The organism is Arcticibacterium sp. SM2516, from assembly GCF_057914865.1.
Genome location: NZ_CP195290.1, coordinates 2,900,996 through 2,920,603 on the forward strand (window position 1 = coordinate 2,900,996; position 19,608 = coordinate 2,920,603).

A 19,608-nucleotide genomic window follows, 5' to 3' on the forward strand; every position below is an offset into this window, starting at 1 on the left:
ATTAATCCATATATAAGCATCGTGTACTCATCATGATATTAGCATCTCAAAATCACCAAATCCAAAACTCAACATTATCAAATCTCAAACATTTGAGACCATATCATTGAAAAATTGACTTAATATTAACACTTCTCAGATACCCAATTAACATCTAGGTTAAAGTAGAAAATCACCTTTGCGGAGAATTTCAAAATAATTCTTAACACCTAAAATGTTTTTAATATGAGAAGAAAATCTCTACTCAAAGCTTTATTTGGCAGTGCTTTAATGCCAATCATCGGTTTGATGTGCCTGAGCCTCGGAGCCATGGCACAGCTAAACCTTAGCGGTGTGGTAAAAGATGCCACAGGAGAAAGCCTACCTGGCGTCAGCGTCATTATTAAAGGTTCGTTAATCGGAACAACCACAGATATGGAAGGTGCCTATAAAATCAGCGTTCCTACTTCCAAGTCTATCGTGGTGTTTTCTTCTATTGGTTTTATGCCGCAAGAAGTTATCGTAGGAAACCAATCTATCTTAAATGTAAATTTAACTGCCGACACCAAGTCGTTAAACGAAGTGGTGGTAACGGCATTGGGTATCAAAAAAGACGCTAGGAGAATTGGCGTGGCTATCCAAACGGTAGACGGAGCCTCTACGGTTAAAGCCCGTGAGCCAAATGCCATTAATGCATTAGCAGGTAAAGTAGCCGGTTTGACCATTGGTGCTCAAACCGAATTATTAAGAAAACCGAACATCTCATTAAGAGGAAACGCCGATGTTCTTTTTGTGGTAGACGGTGTACCTGTAAATTCTGATACATGGAATGTAAACCCAGACGACATAGAAACGTACTCTGTACTAAAAGGGGCTTCTGCCGCGGCACTTTATGGTTTTAGAGGAAAAAACGGAGCGATTTTAATTACAACCAAACGTGGCTCTTCAGACAAAAGAGGCTTCCAGGTAGACTTCAACAGCTCTACCATGATTGACAAAGGCTTTATAGCTATTCCAAAAGTACAAGATATGTACGGACCAGGTGACCACGGAAACTACGCTTTTGTAGACGGAAAAGGGGGCGGACTAAACGACGGCGACTATGACGGTGGCTGGGGACCAAAATTTGACGGTCAGCCTATTTCACAATACGACTCCCCAATTGATCCCGTCACAGGAGACAGAATCCCAACCCCATATATCGCTCGTGGTAAAGATAACTTGAAGCGTTTCTTGGAAGCAGGTATTTTAAGCACAAACAACCTTTCTGTTTCCTCTAGCGGCGAAAAACACAACATCCGCTTGTCAGGTTCTAATACTTTCCAAAAAGGATTGTTGCCAAACACGAAATTGGACATTGTCAATTTCAACATGACCACGGATTACACTTTCTCAGAAAAATTGAAATTTTCTTCTGGCTTACAGTTTAACCGTCAAAACAGCCCAAACTTCCCGGACATTAATTATGGACCAAACTCTATTATCTATAACATGATTTTTTGGGGTGCGGCAGACTGGGATGTAGACGACATGAGAAATTACTGGCAAGAAGGTAAAGAGGGAATTCAGCAAGTCTATGCGGAGTATCAACGTTATAACAACCCATATTTCATGAGTTATGAGTGGCTCAGAAGTCACCATAAAACTGATATCATGGGACAGGCATCTATGACTTATGAGCTTACGCCTAATCTGGATGTAATGCTGCGTACGCAAGTCACCACCTGGGACTTATTACGTACAGAAAAAATGCCTTACTCAGCGGGTTCTTACGGTCGTGAAGAACGACGTGGAGATTACAGAGAAGACAGAAGAAACCTTTTCGAAAACAACACCGACTTATTAATCAAGTTTGACAAAGACATTACACCCGCAATCAATGCTAAAATTTGGGCTGGAGGAAACATCAGAACCTTCTCTTACAGCTCTGATTATGCTTCTACAGATTACCTCAACGTACCCGGTTTATATAACTTCGCTAACTCTTCAAACCCAGTAAAAGCATTCAATTTTAACTCGGCCATGAAAGTAAATTCAGGCTACTACTCCGCTGATTTTTCTTTGAAGAATTATGTAACATTATCAACCACAGGTCGTGTAGATCAGCTTTCTACGCTTCCTCAAGGAAACAACACGTTCTTCTACCCTTCTGTGGCATTGGCTACTTCATTAACAGATTATCTGCCATTGCCTAGTTTTATTAGCTATGCCAAATTGAGAGGTTCTTATGCCAACGTAAAAGACGGTTTGACTAAATCATCTATTGGAGCTATTCCATCTGTAAGCGACAGCAATCCACTTGGATATGGAGACCAATACTTCGCTCCTTATGATGGCCCTACATATCAAAACTCGGCAGTTTACGCTATCTTGACCACATTCAATAATCAGCCGTCCGCAGCATTTACCAACTCCTTAAACAACCCAGAACTTCAGCCAAGTTCTACTTCTCAAACAGAGATTGGTTTAGACTTGAAATTCTTGGGTAACAGATTAGCTTTTGATGCCACATACTTCATTTCTAATGAGGGGCCAAAAATCTTCAACCTTCCAGTATCTAGTACTTCTGGCTATTCTACGGCATTAGTTAATGGTATCAAAACCCAGAAAAAAGGTTTAGAATTCTCATTGACAGGGACACCTATCAAAAAACTAAATGGCTTTACTTGGGATATTTTGGCTAACTGGTCGACTTATAAAGAGACTTTGACAGAGATTTACCCAGGTGTAGAAAGCTTAAACACTTTCTTAAAAGTAGGCGACAGAATGGATAAATTTTACGGCCGTGCTTTTGTACGTACACCAGAAGGAGAAATCATTAATGATGCCAGTGGTAGACCCATTTACGCTCCAGTGTCACAATATTTAGGAAATACAAATCCTGATTTTGTTTTTGGTATTAATAACAGATTCAACTACAAAAACATCAGCTTAAGCTTCCAGTTTGATGGTAGAATAGGAGGTGTAATTACCAACTACGCTCAAAAACAAACGTTCCGTGGTGGTCGTCATATTGCTACGGTGGAAGGTGAAATGGGCGAAGCTCGTTACCAAGATTACTTAGGCGTTAAATCTTACGTAGGTGAAGGTGTTCAGGTGGCAAACGGTGCCGAAATCAATTTTGATGCAGACGGGAAAGTAACCAACTATTCAGAATTAAGCTATACGCCAAATACCACAGAGCAGTATTTGCAAGACTGGGTAAGCCGCTATTATAATACGGATGAAGGAAACTTGATGAGCCGTTCTTTCGGAATGCTTCGTGAGGCTGTTATAGGCTATTCTTTACCACAAGAATGGCTTGGAAAAAAAGTACAAAATGTAAGTATCTCATTGGTAGGTAGAAACCTACTTTACTTTGCAGAAAAGAAAGACATTGACCTAAACCAATACATAGGTGGTGGCTCTTCTGATGTTCAAACACCCTCTACAAGAAGATATGGTGTAAACGTAAACTTCACTTTCTAATTGACTGATTTTAAAAGATATAACATCATGAAATATATACAATTAAGCATCCTGTTTCTGAGCTTTTTTATGTTCACTAGCTGCGAAAGTGATTTTGCAGAACTAGAAAAAGACCCAAACAGACCCGTAAACGTACCGGCAGCCTTAGTGCTGAAAGAGGTACAATATCAGATGTACAATTCCACGGGGCGTCCGTTTAGTGCAGAAATGCGTTGGAACCAGTTCTTCTGTTCCAACTATAACTATTACGCTACCAACGAGTATACTTGGACAGAAATGCCAAACCATTTTTATTCGCTTAAAAACGTAACCAAAATGGAAGAAGAAGCACTTAACGCAGGAGCTAAAGCCGTTAATCCATACTCGGCGACAGCTAAATTTTTAAAGGCATTTTACTATGACCAAATGACCAAACGTGTGGGTGATTTGCCATTGACAGGTGCTCTTCAAGGTGGAGAAAACTTTGAGCCTTCCTATGATTCTCAGAAAGACATTTACCTACAAATTTTAAAATGGTTAGACGAAGCAAACACAGAAATGGCTTCGCTCATAGCCGAGGGTGATAATGAGTTAACCGGCGACATCTATTTTGACGGAGACTTAAGACAATGGCAAAAAGTAGTTAACGCTTTTCAATTAAGAGTTTTGACTACACTAAGCAAGAAAGAAACTGATGCCGATTTAAACATCAAAGCGAGATTTGCAGCCATTCTCTCTAACCCTACAAAGTATCCTTTACTAAACGGGATGAGTGATAATCTTCAGTTTACAAGCAATCAGTTTAACAAATACCCGTCAAATCCAGATAACTTTGGTTTTGACGCTACACGCCAAAACATGGCTGCTACATATGTGGAAGGCCTAAAAGTGCGTAAAGATCCACGTCTTTTTGTGACCACTGAGCCAGCAGGTTCACAAATAAAAGCGGGTAAGCAGCCAAACGATTTCTCTGCTTATTTAGGGGCCAACTCTGGTGAAGACCTTGCAGATATGTCTTTTAAGGCAGGTATAGATAATGAGGGTTTTGCTCCAGGTTCATACTCTTTCCAAAACAGAAACAGATACTACACAAACTATGTGGGTGAGGCCACTTTTATAGTAGGCTATCCTGAAATGTGCTTTAATATTGCCGAAGGTATTCATAGAGCTTGGACCTCCACCGGCTCAGCAGATTCTTGGTACAAAAAAGGTGTAGAAGCTTCTTTTCAGTTTTATGGCATTAGCTCTGGCACAAACACTTTCACGTATTCTTTAAATGGTGGTAGAAACTCATCGGACTTTGCCAAATACGACTATGATTTTGAATTACAAGACTACCTGACTCAGCCAAACGTAAAATACACAGCGGATGCCAAAGGATTGGAACAAATCATTACACAGAAATACTTGGCATTTTTCATGAATTCTGGTATGGAAGGGTATTTCAACTGGCGTAGAACGGGTTTTCCTACTTTTTTAACAGGTGTAGGTACAGGAAACTCTGGAAGAATAGCAGTAAGATGGCAGTATCCATACTCTGAAAGAACAACCAACACATCCAACTATAAAACGGCTATTGATAGCCAGTTTTCTGGAAAAGATGACATCAACGAAGCAATCTGGTTGATGAAATAAACAAAGCATTTTTATAAAGAAAATGGTGAAGTGTAAAGGCCTGTCCCAAAGGGACAGGTTTTTCTTTTGAACCCATGTTAAGTATGTCTAATTCTAAGAATAACGGCTTAAATCATGGAGCATAAGCAGCTACCCTCCCCTCCAAAATTTAAAACTTTGGTTTATACCCAAAGCTATTTTCTATAACCATTACAGAACCATCCTTTTCTGATTATCTGCAGAAAGAAAATTTGTCAGCAAAAACATTTTTTGGACTTCATTAAAATGGCGTACCTTGTTTTCAATACCTTGAGACTAGCCATGTTTTCTATGAAGAATCAATTTAAAGAAATGAGAAAAGTGCCTATACTTTTCCTCTTATTTAACCTCTTTTCATTCGGCTTAAACGCCCAGCAAAAAACCGAAGATATTTATCAAATACCCAATCTTGCATCCCTCCCGATAGATACCGCATTGGTAAAATTAGGCGAGGCCATTAATCAGATGAAAGGTAAAACTGATATCAAAATAAAAGAAGACTTGTGGCTTACTTTAAAACGAGCAAAAGCTGCTAAAAAGCCTCTATTGATTGCCAAAACCTATAAAGAACTGGCCAATTGGCATTACCTCAGCATTACTTCTGAGAACAAGGACTCTATCTATTATTATGACAATCAGGCACTAAAATTCTTTTTACAAACAGACGATAAAGAACTGATTAGCAAAGCTTATAAAACAGTAGGTTTTGATTTGGACTTTATGCAGAAATACGCCGAAGCTGAAGTTCAATTTTTCAAAGGCTTAGAAGTGGCTCAGTCGATTAGTTACCAAAAAGGTATAAATTCTATTCATGCATCTTTAAGTAATCTATACGCCAACACCAAAGATTTTGAATCTGCCCTAAAATACAGTGAAATGGTGGTGGCCGCCTATGAAAAAGAGGAAAACACGCATCCGCTGATTAGGGCACTGCTTGGCTCCAGTAACATTTATATTAAAATTGGACAGCCAGAAAAAGCACTAAAAGCTGTCAATAAAGCCTTAGCACTAGTTACTCAATTACCAGAAGAATATCAAAACTCAGAAACCTTAAATGTTAGAGCATGGCGTGCACAAGCCTACCGTGCTTTGAAGCAATTTGACGAGGCCTTGATAGACTTTAAATACTCCTGGAAAGGGATGCAAGAATTGTATGGTCCAGAAGCTGCAAATGGTTGGAAAGGTGGTATAGGGAGTGTCTATTATTTGCAAAGGAAATATGCTGAAGCTATCCCCTATTTAAAAGACTATGTGGAGCACTTTAAGGATAAGAAAGTCTATAATTCTGAAGAATTGAAAGACCACTACATCTGGTTGGCAGAATCATATAGGGCACTCAATAAGTCAGATTTAGCTTTCAAATATTTGGCTGCAGGCAAAGACATCTCCATCAATGCTTTGCAACAAGAAACCGAGGCCCTAAAAACCGAACTAAGAGTAAAATACGAAATAGAACAAAAAAATGAGACCATTTCGTCACAGTCTGAATTAATTAAGCAGCAGCAAAAAAACCAATTGTTAAGCTATATCGTTGGGGGCATGATGATTTTACTTTTGAGCGGTTTATTTTTTGCTTATCATAAAAACAAGAAGAAGAACCTCCAACTTGAAGAGCTAAATGAAAACTTAAAAGTCACTAATATTCAATTAGATAAACGTCACAAAGAAAACGAGCTCTTATTAAAGGAGATTCACCACCGAGTAAAAAACAACCTTGAAATAGTATCGAGCCTTTTAGAATTGCAATCATCTCAAATAGACGACCCTTCTGTGCAAGCCGCCATGCTTTCTAGTCAAAACAGGGTGCATTCTATGGGAATAATTCATCAAAAACTTTATCAAAGTGAACACCTCACCTCCATAGAAATGCGTGATTATTTCGTGAATTTGGGGGAGAATATCATGAACTCTTTTAGTACGGATGGTAAAGTAAAAATAGAATGTGACATGCCCGAACTAGTGCTGGATGTGGATACCGCCATTTCCGTTGGGCTTATTGCCAACGAATTGCTCACAAATGCCCTTAAGTACGCTTTTGTAGGAAAAGATAATGGCAAAATTGAAATTACCATGAAATCTAATGGCCCTAATGACGACAACCTAGAATTAAATATAACGGATGACGGTATTGGAAAAACTACTGACAGTCCTACAAAAGGTACGGGCTTTGGCACCATGCTGATAGACCTCCTCACCAAACAATTAAATGGCACCATCTCCTATGAAATTAAAAATGGAACTAAGGTTTCATTGATTTTCAACAAAACCAGAAACCATGCCTGATAAACCCGATGGCTTATATCAGCATGCTTCTCTCTGGCGAAGATTGTGTACACTAATTTCTTAACCGCTAGCACGCCAGTTTTACCCTAAGAATTTGCTGAGGTAATCCGTCTAGAGCAATTAGAAGCGAAGCTCTCTAACTTTCCTATTCTTAACTAAATTATCTATAAATTAACATCTTAAGCCTTAATCCTAGAATCAAGGATGCACACAGCCCCTAAAAAAACCGAGCCAATTAAATAAAAAAACGTGTAAAAAGAACGATGGAGGCAAGCATCAGATGAATATAAAAGTAACTAGACAATACTTAAAGATGTTCTTTAAAAAGACAATGCTTGTCAGCTTTGTTGCTTTTCTTTTAACCCTATTTCAAGCGGTAAATAGCAAATCATTTGCCAATAAAGCCGAAGTCCCTTATTTAGAATCGTCGCTGACGAAAGAAGGTCTTTTAGCATTAAATTATCGAAATGCTTGGTTATATCACCCAGGAGACGATCTAGGCTGGTCGGCGTTGGATATAGATGATTCTGACTGGCATCTGATTTACCCTATAGGTCTAAAAGCCGAAGCTATGCCAGATAGCATTTGGTCGGGTTATGGCTGGTGGAGGTTTAAGTTTACCACAGACACTCAAATTAGGAATCAAATTCGAAGGCTGTATTTTTCAACTTGGGGAGCTGCTGACGTATTTTTAGATGGTGAGCTATTGCATTCTTATGGTAATTTTTCAAGAAACGCAGCATTAGAAGTATCGCATATTCCTAATTATGTGGCGGATAAAAATATGAAGATCATTGGAGATGGTGTTCATGTTTTAGCTATCCGATTTTCCAATCATCAGGCTAAAAGGAATCAAAGGCTACTCAGAAAGTTTTCTTCAAATCTGGGTTTTTATGTTGGTATGGCCACGGAAGTCAGAGGTGCTAATTCTGATAGTCGTCTTGCCAATAGCATGGCCACTCTTTCGGTAATAGCGGTGGTACTTATTATTTTGTTGGTCTTACACCTTTTACTGTACTTGAAATTTAAAGGTGGCAGAGCCAGTTTGATAATTTCGCTCATCACTGTGTTGTTTCTGATAGCCGCTATTTCTGCACATATCCTGCTTTTTCTTAGCCTAAATAGCTTTTGGGACGCCGTAATTGGTAATATCATAAATTCTGTTGCTTTTGGGGCGGGATTCTCTTTGCTGCCCTATACGCTAACTCTATTATTTGGCATTAAGAAGTACGACTGGGTCAAGCATCTCATTTGGCTCTTACCGATACGCACCGCAAATTATTTTGTCCCTTTTATGCCTTTTATTGTTTTTGATGCTGTCAGCATTTTTCTGGTTATCACCCTCATGTTGATAGTGATGTTTAAAGCCACGCACAAAAAACAAGGGGGTGTACATTATGCCACCTTTGGTGCTATTGGCACAGCCACTTTTTTACTAGTGAATAGACTCCAAAGTGCCGAAATTATCTTACTCTCGAATTCATTAATTTATCTGGATCTGATATTGCTTTATATAAGTTTTCCGCTCGGGATTTATATCTATATCACCAATCAGTTTGGTAGTCTTTATAATTCTATGGAAAAGGAGGTTGGAAAACGAACCATAGACCTGAATTTGTCTATTCAAAATTTGGAATTTACTCAAGAAGCTTTGGGTAAAAAGAACCAAGATAATGAACTGCTTTTAAAGGAAATACACCATAGAGTAAAAAACAACCTAGAAATTGTCTCTAGTCTTTTAGAACTTCAGTCCTCACAAATAGACGACCCTTCTATTCAGGAGGCTATGCTTTTAAGTCAAAACAGAGTTCGCTCTATGGGAATAATTCACCAAAAGCTGTATCAAGGAGAGCATTTAGCATCAATAGAGATGAGAGATTATTTTGTGAATTTGGGTCAGAATATGATTAATTCCTTTAATTTTCAGAACCGAATAAGTATTGAGTGCGATATGCCTCCAATGTTATTGGATATAGATACTGCTATTCCTGTAGGATTGATAGTCAATGAGTTATTAACCAATGCTTTTAAATATGCTTTTGAGGGAAAAGAAAAAGGCCTGATAAAGATTAGCTTAAGAGCGTATACCGAAGAGCAATTAGAGTTGATAGTCGCAGACAATGGAAACGGCATAAAAGAAGATATCCCTTCTAAAGGCACAGGATTTGGCGGTACCCTTATCCAGCTTTTGACCAAGCAGCTAGAAGGAACTATTGATTATCAGATAAATGAAGGGACACGTATTTCTTTGATTTTTGAAAAAAAGAAGCTTAAAATATGAGTAATCTTATTAAAATACTGGTCGTTGAAGATGAAATGATTATAGCCGCCAAAATCTCTATGCAGCTCAGCAAATTGGGTTATGAGGTTACTGGTATTTTGTCTAGAGGAGAGGAGGTTTTACTACATGTAGAGCAGAACAATCCCGATATCATTATAATGGATATCAATCTTAAAGGAGAGCTTGATGGTATAGAAACCGCGGATATTGTTCAAAAAAATTATAATGTGGCGGTTATTTATCTAACCGCCAATACCGATGCCGGTACTTTTGGAAGGGCTAAATTGACTCGTCCGCATGCCTTTATGTCTAAGCCTTTTAATATTTTGGATCTTCAAAGATCAATAGAACTTACTGTAGAAAGGTTAAACGAAAGTGCCTTTAATCACCAAGAACCTAAAACCACTTCAAACAATATATTCCTTCCAGAAAACGAACCAGACTATCTGAGCGACCGCATTTTTGTGAAGCATAAGGATAAAATGGTAAAACTGTTTATTGCAGATATCTTATACATAAGTGCCGAACGGGCGTATTGTCAAATATTTACTAAAAGCAGTCAATATATACTTTCTGTCCCTCTAAAAAATGTGGCTGAGAAACTACCCATAAGTCACTTCATGAGAATCCATCGCTCTTATCTGATAAACATATTAGAAATTGACGAGGTGGCAGAAAACTACGTTTTTATAAATGAGCAGGCTATTCCTATAGGGCAAAGCTCCAAAGAAGACCTAATGAAGAGGCTTCATAAAGTTTAGGATTAATGTTTTAGTACTAATCTATATTATCGCCGGAAACTAAATCCATGCTTTCGGAAACCTAGCTTGGCTGTTGGGAAATAAGTGCTTGATTATAAGATATTTTTAAGGCTATTTCAATCTGTATTATCAGAGCATTCTCACTTTATAGCCATGAAAAACACAGTACACTTAGGTTCACGAAGGTTTGCACATCCAGATCAGATTCTAAATCTAGAAGCTAGAGATAATTATACTTTTATACGTTTTGCAGATGGAAGCGACTTATTGTCGTCTACCACGCTCGGGGTGATTGAAAAACGCCTATCGGAGTTTAATTTTTTTCGAGTAAACAGAGCTACGCTAGTGAATCTTGACTACCTCAATTTCTTCACCATTTATTATGGTAGCCGGAGTCTTCATCATTCAAAAAGAAATACTTCAATACAAGTTTCTCTTTCACGTCGCCGTCTGGCGGCTTTTGAAGCTTGTATGGAGTCATAAAGAAAACTATAACAGAGACCTAGAATTCTCCAATTTCAAAACCTTACTACGGCTAAAAGCGGGAGTAACTTTTTGGCAAGGATAGGAGGTTGTGTTAATTAATAATCGATAAAAGTTCAACTATGAAAACTATAAAAAAGTGTATTCCAGGTTTAAGTATAATCTTTCTTTTAACTATTCTGAGCTGCCGTACAGAACCCTCCGTGGAATATTTGGAATTAAAAACAGCCAGCATGAGGTTGTCCAAAGACTTAGGGATGTATGAGTCTGTCTGGGACGACATAGTCAATAATTCAAACATTAATGGCATAAATGAAACCAGTTTTGATAAGAGTATTACACTTATCAGTACACCTGAGAATATTGTGGGCATTGAAGCCTTTAAAGCTTATTATAATAATTACCTCACGGGTTTTTCTAATGTCAGTTTTACCATAGTGGATGCTTTTGGGCAGGGAAATAAAATTGTAAAACACTGGAATTTCAAGGGAACACATACGGGAGACTTTTTCGGGATTCCAGCTACTGGGAAAACGGTAGATATAGACGGAGTAACCTTAGTTAAAATGAAAGATGGTAAGATAGCTCAGGAGCAAGATTTTCTGGATAACCTGGAGTTTATGCAGCAGCTAGGATTGGTGGAAAGATAAAGGTGTATTGGCTGAAACCAGATTTCGTTTGAGCGATTTCACTAAAACGACCACTCCCTAAAAATAGTTGGTACTCAGCATGTTAAATAGTAAATTAGCTAACGCTTTATAAGCAGAATAAATGAAAACAATACAAAACCGAGTCTTGCCAATTCAATGGAATAAATCAACATTTTATTTCCTGGTTTTAGTTGTTCTGGTCTTACTTGGATTTTGGCCTACCTACTTTGCTAAATTCCTGGATGGGACAGCCGATTTCAGTTTCTACTTTCACTTTCATGCCGCTATGGCAGCCGCTTGGGTAACACTCTTGGTGCTGCAGCCCATGCTTATCAAAAGGAAGAAAGTTGCCTTACATAGAAAGATAGGGAAACTGACTTATGTCTTATTGCCCTTATTCTTTGTGTCTGTCATTCTACTTAAACACCATCGTATAGGTGGTGAGGTTAGCTCGAATCTTGGAGCAAGTTTGTGGCTGCAACTTAAAGATCTGGTGATTATTGGTGTCATGTACGGTATTGCTATTTCGTACAAAAAGAACATTCAAATACATGCCAGAGCCATGATTGCTACAGGAATTGTATTCATTGAGCCCTCTTTGGGTAGGCTAATCATTAATGTCTTCTATCCCACCGACTTTATTACAGGCTTTATAGTCACCATTGTGCTTGTTTATACCCTGCTTATGGCTTTGATTTTCTTAGAAAGGAAGCAGAATAAAGGGCGATGGATATTCCCGCTTTTGACAGTGCTATATATACTTTTTCATTGGCTGTATTTATTTAAAATAAGCTTTCCAGCCTGGGATGCATTTGCCAAGTGGTTTGCTCTTTTACCGCTCACTTAATCCATTTTAAACCATTTCATTAAATGAAAAGAACATTCGGATTTTTATTAAGATTTAGGCTTACCAAATAGAACGTATGAGGAGCTTAAATTAAAAGACCAACAGACAAACGTGTATTGTCAGTGATTTTTTTGGGAGGTGCTAAAAGTAGTACATCTAAATAACGGGATAAGCTGAAAACCGTCCTCATAAAACTGGGAAGAGTAGGCAATAATTTAAACAAAAAATGAAAAAACTTAAAATAGGTTTATTAATAATGTTACCCTTCATGGGTTTCGGCCAAATAAAGGAAAATGGTAAAATCTACATTGAGCATCCAGCCATTAATGTTGCAGAAACTTTTACCAAAGCATTTGTAAAAGGGGATACAGCTAAATTGGCGAGCTTGTTAGCAGAAGACTTTAAAGCAATTGATGGCTTATCTCCTAATTCTGCAACTAATTCATCAGACAAAAAAGCTTTATTGGGAAGGTCAATTTTCTGGAGTCAATCCTTTGATTACTTGACCATTACTCCCTCTGCAGGTTCTTACCCAGATGCTTTTGAATATGCTGGCGATAAGGGAGACATAACGGTGGTTCGCTGGGATGATGCTAAAGGAATTCATAAGAAAACGGGAGTCAAGGCAAATTTGGCTATGCAACGTACTTTTATAATCAACAAAGACAACAAGATTAAGGGAGTTATAATGTACAGTAATCCAGAAATGTTCAATGAAATCAGTGCTAGTAACTCTGATCGGAAAAACGGTACAATTTACAACCAACATGAGAATATCAACTCGTTACGAATCATGATGGGAGCATTAGAAAATGGTGATTTAGCCAAGTACTATAGCTTTTTCGACCCTAAAGCTACTTTCATCAGCATCAACAACCCTGAAATGAAAGCTATTACTTTAGAGGAGAACAAGGCACAAGACAAAGCATTTATGGGGGCTTTTGACATTAAGTCCATAGAACAATTTGGATACCCTGATTTTATGCAATACGAAATGGGTAATAGAGGTGGCAAATCAGGTACGCTTTACTCCTGGTGGAATACTAACCTTATACGTAAATCGGACAAAAAAGAAATAAAGCTGTTTGTTCATTATTCGCATACGGTAAACGCTGAAGGTAAAATAGTGAATGAAGTTATTTATTACAATGACGATTTGTTGAAATAAATAATATTTTTTTTAGGGAAAAGTAAAAATAGTTAGGGCTAAATAAATTCAAAAAAATCAATCAAAATGAAAACAGTAGGAATCATTGGTGGTGCGGGCTTCATTGGAAGTTATAACACCAAAAAGTTTTTGGAGAATGGCTACCATGTAAAAGTATCAGCCACTGATCTCTCCAACAAAGACAAATACGCTCATTTGTCAGCTTTGCCTAATGCAGAAAACCTGAAACTGGTACAAATGAATGTAGAGGATAAGGCTTCTCTTAGTGACTTTCTGAAAGGCTGTAACATCGTAGTTCACGGTGGTACGCCTTTCCAATTAGACGTAAAAAACCCAAAGAAGGAGCTTTTTGACCCCACCATTGAGGGTACTAAAAACTTCTTGGAATTGGCCAAAGAAACACCCGGCATAGAGCAAGTAGTCTTTATTGCTTCTGTGGCTGCCTATAATTCGGATTTCCCAATGCTACCCAAAGGCAAAAATGAAGGCGACCAAATCACAGAAGCAGATGCTCCTCATTCTAACCCAGAAAGTCACCCTTATGCACAAGCAAAGTTTATGGCCAATCAAGTTGTGAATGATTTCATGACAGCAAATCCAGACTTAAGCTTTGAAATCACTTCGGTTTCCCCGGTGGGTGTAATGGGAAAGTCGCTTTCCAATCGGGAAGACTCCACCTCTACGGGTATTCAATATTTATTCAAAAATAAAATCGCCCCCAATCCATTTATCCAAATGCTTTATGACATGGACATCTCATGGGCATTGGTAGATGTAGAAGACGTGGCAGCCGCCATTTACAAAATAGTAGTCACTAAGAATACAAACGGGAAAAATTACTTGCTATCCAGCGAAAACTACCACATCTCTGATATCACGTTGATGCTCAATGGCAAAGAACCGGTAGAAAAACCAGTAATCGTTTATAACTGCAATTTGGCGATTAAAGATTTGGGTATGGAGTTCAAGCCAGCACAGGCTTCTTTGGACGCTTATAATAGTTGAGATTTTCAATATTAAAACAAAAATGGAAAACAAAACAATAATCGATAATCTGTACAAGTCTTTTGCCATCGGCGATGTTCCGAATGTATTAGGTGGTATGGACGAAAAAATAGTTTGGAACGAAGCCGAAGGGAACATGTATGCAGATGGCAATCCGTACATTGGGCCTGACGCAATTTTAAATGGTGTTTTTGGCCGCATCATGGCAGATCACGAATATTTCAACCTTACGGACGTCAAGCTGCATTCCATGGAAAATGACCAAGTATTTGCTACACTTCGCTACCATGCAAAAGTGAAAAAAAGTGGGGTAGAATATGATGCACAAGTGGCCCATCTTTGGACATTAAAAGACGGAAAAATTACCGCATTTCAACAATATGTCGATACCAAAAAATTGGCTGATGCGATGAGTAAATAAAATTTTCGTCCAATCGATTTATCAGCAAATTAACTTCCCTAAAAGATTATTCGTCATAAATAAATAAAAACAATGAAAAGGACGATACTCCTTCTAATAAGCCTCCAGCTATCTATGTATAGCTTATTTGGGCAAAACATAACTGGTAAATGGTACGAAATTCAAGATCCAAATGCTGATTTAGTAATAAACATCGACATGATCAACAATACCTATTCCGGAATTTATAATTGGGAAGGGAGAGATAGACCTAGTATAATTAATACACCTATTGAAAGTGTAATCTTAAAGAATGATTCTCTTTTAATCGCAATAAACTATTCAAATTTTCTTTTAAATTTCAAATTAAAAAAAGAGGATAGTACAGAAATTTACAAAGGCTTTTTTTTTCTCGGATCACGCCAATTAAGGCCCGTTACTTTGAGTCGCAATCCGATTGCACGTGATATGACCATTGCCCCCATAGTCGAAAAAACATATACAAGACAAGACACTTTAAGAGGGAAAATAACTGATGAAAGGGCATGGTGGAATTTAACGCATTACGATTTAGATTTTGAATTAGATATCAAAAACAAGTTCATTAAAGGCTCTAATACCATCACATATACCGTATTAGAATCAAAGAACGACATGCAAATAGACTTGCAACCTCCATTGAAAATCACGAAAGTTATTCAAGCAGGTAAAGCGTTGACGTTTACACAAGAAGGAAATGCGTATTTCATTCATTTGAAAGAAAATCAAATAAAAGGATCCTCAAAAGAAATTGAGGTTTTCTATGAAGGAAATCCAAAGGAAGCACCAAGAGCCCCTTGGGATGGTGGATTTTCATGGGAGAAAGATGCGAATGGCAAACCGTTTATCTTCACGTCATGTCAAGGTGAAGGTGCTAGTTTGTGGTGGCCAAACAAGGATCACATGTACGATGAGCCAGATAATGGGATGACAATAAGCGTGACCGTTCCTCAAGAGCTTATGGCTGTTGCCAATGGTAAGCTAACAGCAACCAAAAAAAATAAAAATGGCACAACAACCTATCAATGGACAGTAGTAAACCCAATTAATAATTACGGAGTAGCTCTTAACGTAGCAGATTACGTCCATTTTTCAGACCCATACAACGGAATGAAAGGAACATTAGCATGTGATTATTATGTGTTGCCCGAAAACCTTGAAAAAGCCAAAGTTCAGTTTAAACAGGCACATTTAATGTTAGAAGCTTTTGAATATTGGTTTGGTCCTTATCCATTTTATGAAGACAGCTATAAGCTTGTAGAAGGTGTTGCCATGGAGCATCAAAGTTCTGTTGGATACGCTGGATATACTAATGGGTATCAAGGTAGAGATATGTCAGGATCTGGTTGGGGATTAAAATTCGATTATATGCTTATTCATGAATCTGGTCACGAATGGTTTGCAAATAACATTACCTACAAAGACATGGCAGATATGTGGGTGCATGAAGCATTCACTACCTATTCTGAAGCATTATATGTAGAGTATCATTATGGGAAAAAAGCTGGAGAAGAATATATTAAAGGTATTTCTCACATCATCGAAAATAAAATTCCAATTATTGGAGATTACGATGTTAATGACAAAGATTACACCCAAGATATTTATCAGAAAGGTGCTACCCTTTTGCATACATTAAGGCAAGTGATCAATGATGATGAAAAGTGGAGAGCTATCCTAACCGGCTTAAATACAGGGTTTTACCATAAAACTGTCACATCAGCAGAGGTTGAAACTTACATTTCACAACAGTCAGGCTTGAACCTAAAGACCTTTTTTGATCAGTACTTAAGAACTATCCAAATTCCCACTTTAGAATACTATTTTGAAGATAACAAATTTGCCTACCGCTGGACAAATGCCGTATCAGGATTTGATATGCCTTTAAAAGTAAAGCTTGATGACAAAGAGCAATGGATTAAACCAACAACCAATTGGACACATGAGTACACCAAGGACACCAAAAAAGAATTGATTATAGATGCTAATTTTTATGTAGCTGGTTTTAAGAACATGAAAAATAAATATTAGAAAATGAAAAACACCATTCTCAAAATTACAACATTGATGACCTCCATACTTTTCACTTTACTGTTATTTATCGGGTGTAAAAGTTCTGATGACTCTTCAACCGAAAAAACTGAATTGGCTGATGCCGAAGATGAATGGGTTTCAATTTGGAACGGTAAAGACTTAACTGGCTGGAATACATATTTCAATAGTCCTTTTTCTGGTTTTGACAAAACTCAGGAGGGTTATTTGGGCTTGAATAATCCTAAGCAAAATGTAATTAAAGTAGTCCAATTGGAGGATGAAAATGTCATAAGCATCTCAGGTACAGCTTTTGGGATGATGTCTACCGAGCAGGACTATGGAAACTATCACCTCAAACTGAAGTTTAAATGGGGTAATGACAAACACGTACCGAAAGAAAATGACCCCATGGATAGTGGTTTGATGTATCATGGATTTGGTGAACCTGGATCTTCTTATGCTTGGATGAATTCGCATGAATTTCAAATTCAGGAAGGATACACGGGAGATTACGTGGCAATAGGAGACATAAAAGTCGATGCTCCAAGCAAAACTTTAGATAGTAAATTCTATCAGTATGATGAAAATTCAAAACTTCGAACCTACTATGGTGCTCAATTATTTCAGGATGATCAACAAACACAATATGTAAAAAAAGGCCTAATGGATAGTTTGGCAAAAATGAATGTGACGAAGTATCCTGAGAAAGAAAATAAGCGTGGAACGTGGAATGAAATTGGCTTAATCTGCTTTGGAGATTCAAGTATACACATGGTCAATGGTACTGTTGTTATGAGATTATTTAACTCAAAAAAAACGAGCGATAAAAGCCCCGTTAGATCGGGCAAGATAGGGCTTCAGTCGGAAGGAGCTGAAGTATTCTATAAGGACATCAGGATAAAGCGGATTAATAAGATGTCAAAGATATAAATCCTGAATTCAAGAAATAAAATAACAGGAAAGCCGAAACTGATTTAGTAAGCAAAAAACACATTTTATCATTTAAAACAATAACAATCATGAAAAACACAATCTTTGGACTCACTTTAATAATCGCTACTTCGGTAGTAATGAGTTGTACGCAAAAAGCAGAAGAAACAACCTCAAAATCAACCTTTGATTTGACAATTGCCAAAGCTGAAATAGAACAGGCAAATAAAGAATTTATGGCTTTCGTTGCCGCTGGAGATTCCGTTGGTTTAGCCAATTCATATACGGCTGATGCCAAATTGATGAGCGGCGGAGCACCATCAGTTATAGGAAAGGCTAATATTCAGAGTGCAATAAGAGAAATGTTTGAATCTGGTCTAACTGGTATTGATTTAAGGCTCGAAAATGTGTACGGCACCGAAGACCTAATAGCCGAAGAAGGTGAGCTCACCTTGTATGCAGGTGATAAAGTCATTGGAGAAGAAAAGTACATTGTTTTATGGAAAAAAGAAGACGGTAAATGGAAGCTCTTTAGAGATATTTTCAATTCGAATTTGCCAGTGGAATAATACTATATTTTCAAATTTTATTTGACATTAGTACGACCTCGAATTGTAAAATATTTTATGCTATTCTTAGTAAACTATTTGATTTATAGCAAGTTAAATTATTCATATATAAACTATTAAGATATGAAAAGAAGAAATTTTATTATTAACACTGGCCTTTGTGCCGTTGCCGTTTCGGCATCCAGTTTTATCAAATTTGATGGGAAACATTTTGTAGGGGATTGTGAAACTACCTCAGATATTTTAGGTCCTTTTTATCGTCCCAATAGCCCTGTCCGAACTAACCTAAAGAGCAAAGGCGAGAAAGGGACATTGGTAGAATTAAGCGGAAAAATCAAACATCTAGATTGTGTCAGTCCTTATAAAAATGCAAAAATTGAATTATGGCATTGTGATGCAGACGGCGTTTATGACAATGAAACTGATGCCTTCAAGTTTAGAGGAACCACTTTTTCAGACGAAAATGGCAATTATGCTTTTCAAACCATTGTACCAGTGCCTTATGACGCAGGTGGTGGCTTAATGCGACCGGCCCATTTTCATATGATGATTACGGCTGAAGGTTATCAGCCTTTGGTAACTCAATTGTATTTAGCTGATGACAAATACATTAGCAAAGACCCAGCAGCCGCTTCAGACAAAGCAAAGAGGAGGATATTGCCTGTGCAAAATTTAAAAGATGGTCGAAAAAGGATAGCGTATGACGTAAGCATGGCCCTCACTTTGGGCGTTGAAGCGGTGGCTATTGACAAATTAATAGGCTCTTACACAAATGTGAAAGACACAAAAAACCAAATAGAGCTTTTCAAAAGGGATAATGATTTGTGGCTAAAAAATGAGGTTTTTGGCGAGGGATATAGATACATCGGAAACAATACTTTTGAATATCCTGGTGAGCCTGATGGTAGTTATGCTTCATTAGTATTTGATTTAAAACTTTCAGGAGAAATAGAATTGACCACTAAGGCTAACTGGGGTGCCTTGGATAGCCCAAGTATGGTGTATTTAAAAGATTAGCCAAAGGGCTTAAAACATTGGGGTTGCCGAAGCGTCGGCCCGGCAAAAACCATTTTAGAGTA

At 37.7% G+C, this 19,608-nt stretch carries 15 protein-coding genes; all 15 read left to right on the forward strand.

Annotated elements, in window-relative coordinates:
• Positions 1–225: 225 nt before the first annotated feature.
• The 15 genes from ACSBFT_RS11935 to ACSBFT_RS12005 all read left to right on the forward strand — a co-directional run bounded on the left by ACSBFT_RS11935 (position 226) and on the right by ACSBFT_RS12005 (position 19,546).
• Entirely contained in the window at positions 226–3,447 is a 3,222-nt protein-coding gene (locus ACSBFT_RS11935; protein WP_489604799.1) for a SusC/RagA family TonB-linked outer membrane protein, read from the forward strand.
• A gap of 27 nt (positions 3,448–3,474) precedes the next feature.
• Positions 3,475–5,061 (forward strand): SusD/RagB family nutrient-binding outer membrane lipoprotein, encoded by a 1,587-nt coding sequence (locus tag ACSBFT_RS11940; RefSeq protein WP_489604800.1) that lies wholly within the window; start codon positions 3,475–3,477, stop codon positions 5,059–5,061.
• 264 nt (positions 5,062–5,325) lie between these two features.
• Complete coding sequence (locus ACSBFT_RS11945) at positions 5,326–7,362, forward strand: tetratricopeptide repeat-containing sensor histidine kinase (protein WP_489604801.1); 2,037 nt, start codon at positions 5,326–5,328, stop codon at positions 7,360–7,362.
• A gap of 331 nt (positions 7,363–7,693) precedes the next feature.
• Entirely contained in the window at positions 7,694–9,643 is a 1,950-nt protein-coding gene (locus ACSBFT_RS11950; protein ID WP_489604802.1) for a sensor histidine kinase, read from the forward strand.
• Positions 9,640–10,404, forward strand: a complete 765-nt coding sequence (locus tag ACSBFT_RS11955; protein ID WP_489604803.1) for a LytTR family transcriptional regulator DNA-binding domain-containing protein — start codon at positions 9,640–9,642, stop codon at positions 10,402–10,404. Before ACSBFT_RS11950 ends, ACSBFT_RS11955 begins: the two co-directional genes overlap by 4 nt.
• 153 nt (positions 10,405–10,557) lie before the next feature.
• Positions 10,558–10,887: a LytTR family DNA-binding domain-containing protein gene (locus ACSBFT_RS11960; protein ID WP_463047174.1), complete on the forward strand. Its 330-nt coding sequence runs from the start codon at positions 10,558–10,560 to the stop codon at positions 10,885–10,887.
• A 122-nt stretch (positions 10,888–11,009) separates the two neighbouring features.
• Positions 11,010–11,537 (forward strand): ester cyclase, encoded by a 528-nt coding sequence (locus ACSBFT_RS11965; protein WP_489604804.1) that lies wholly within the window; start codon positions 11,010–11,012, stop codon positions 11,535–11,537.
• Between the two features lie 121 nt (positions 11,538–11,658).
• Positions 11,659–12,384 carry a hypothetical protein gene (locus ACSBFT_RS11970; protein ID WP_489604805.1) on the forward strand — a complete coding sequence of 242 codons (726 nt, stop codon included), beginning with the start codon at positions 11,659–11,661 and terminating at the stop codon, positions 12,382–12,384.
• Between the two features lie 226 nt (positions 12,385–12,610).
• A complete protein-coding gene (locus ACSBFT_RS11975; RefSeq protein ID WP_489604806.1) occupies positions 12,611–13,552 on the forward strand; it encodes a nuclear transport factor 2-like protein in 942 nt (313 codons plus the stop codon).
• 66 nt (positions 13,553–13,618) lie between these two features.
• Complete coding sequence (locus ACSBFT_RS11980; RefSeq protein ID WP_489604807.1) at positions 13,619–14,557, forward strand: NAD-dependent epimerase/dehydratase family protein; 939 nt, start codon at positions 13,619–13,621, stop codon at positions 14,555–14,557.
• 22 nt (positions 14,558–14,579) lie between these two features.
• Complete coding sequence (locus tag ACSBFT_RS11985; RefSeq protein WP_489604808.1) at positions 14,580–14,978, forward strand: nuclear transport factor 2 family protein; 399 nt, start codon at positions 14,580–14,582, stop codon at positions 14,976–14,978.
• Positions 14,979–15,050: 72 nt separating this feature from the next.
• The gene (locus ACSBFT_RS11990) at positions 15,051–17,027 is read left to right on the forward strand and encodes a M1 family metallopeptidase (RefSeq protein WP_489604809.1); all 1,977 of its coding nucleotides are present in this window, start codon (positions 15,051–15,053) and stop codon (positions 17,025–17,027) included.
• A 3-nt stretch (positions 17,028–17,030) separates the two neighbouring features.
• The gene (locus ACSBFT_RS11995) at positions 17,031–17,960 is read left to right on the forward strand and encodes a 3-keto-disaccharide hydrolase (protein WP_489604810.1); all 930 of its coding nucleotides are present in this window, start codon (positions 17,031–17,033) and stop codon (positions 17,958–17,960) included.
• A gap of 89 nt (positions 17,961–18,049) precedes the next feature.
• Positions 18,050–18,529, forward strand: a complete 480-nt coding sequence (locus ACSBFT_RS12000) for a YybH family protein (protein ID WP_489604811.1) — start codon at positions 18,050–18,052, stop codon at positions 18,527–18,529.
• 123 nt (positions 18,530–18,652) lie between these two features.
• Positions 18,653–19,546: a dioxygenase family protein gene (locus ACSBFT_RS12005; protein ID WP_463047183.1), complete on the forward strand. Its 894-nt coding sequence runs from the start codon at positions 18,653–18,655 to the stop codon at positions 19,544–19,546.
• Positions 19,547–19,608: the final 62 nt, after the last annotated feature.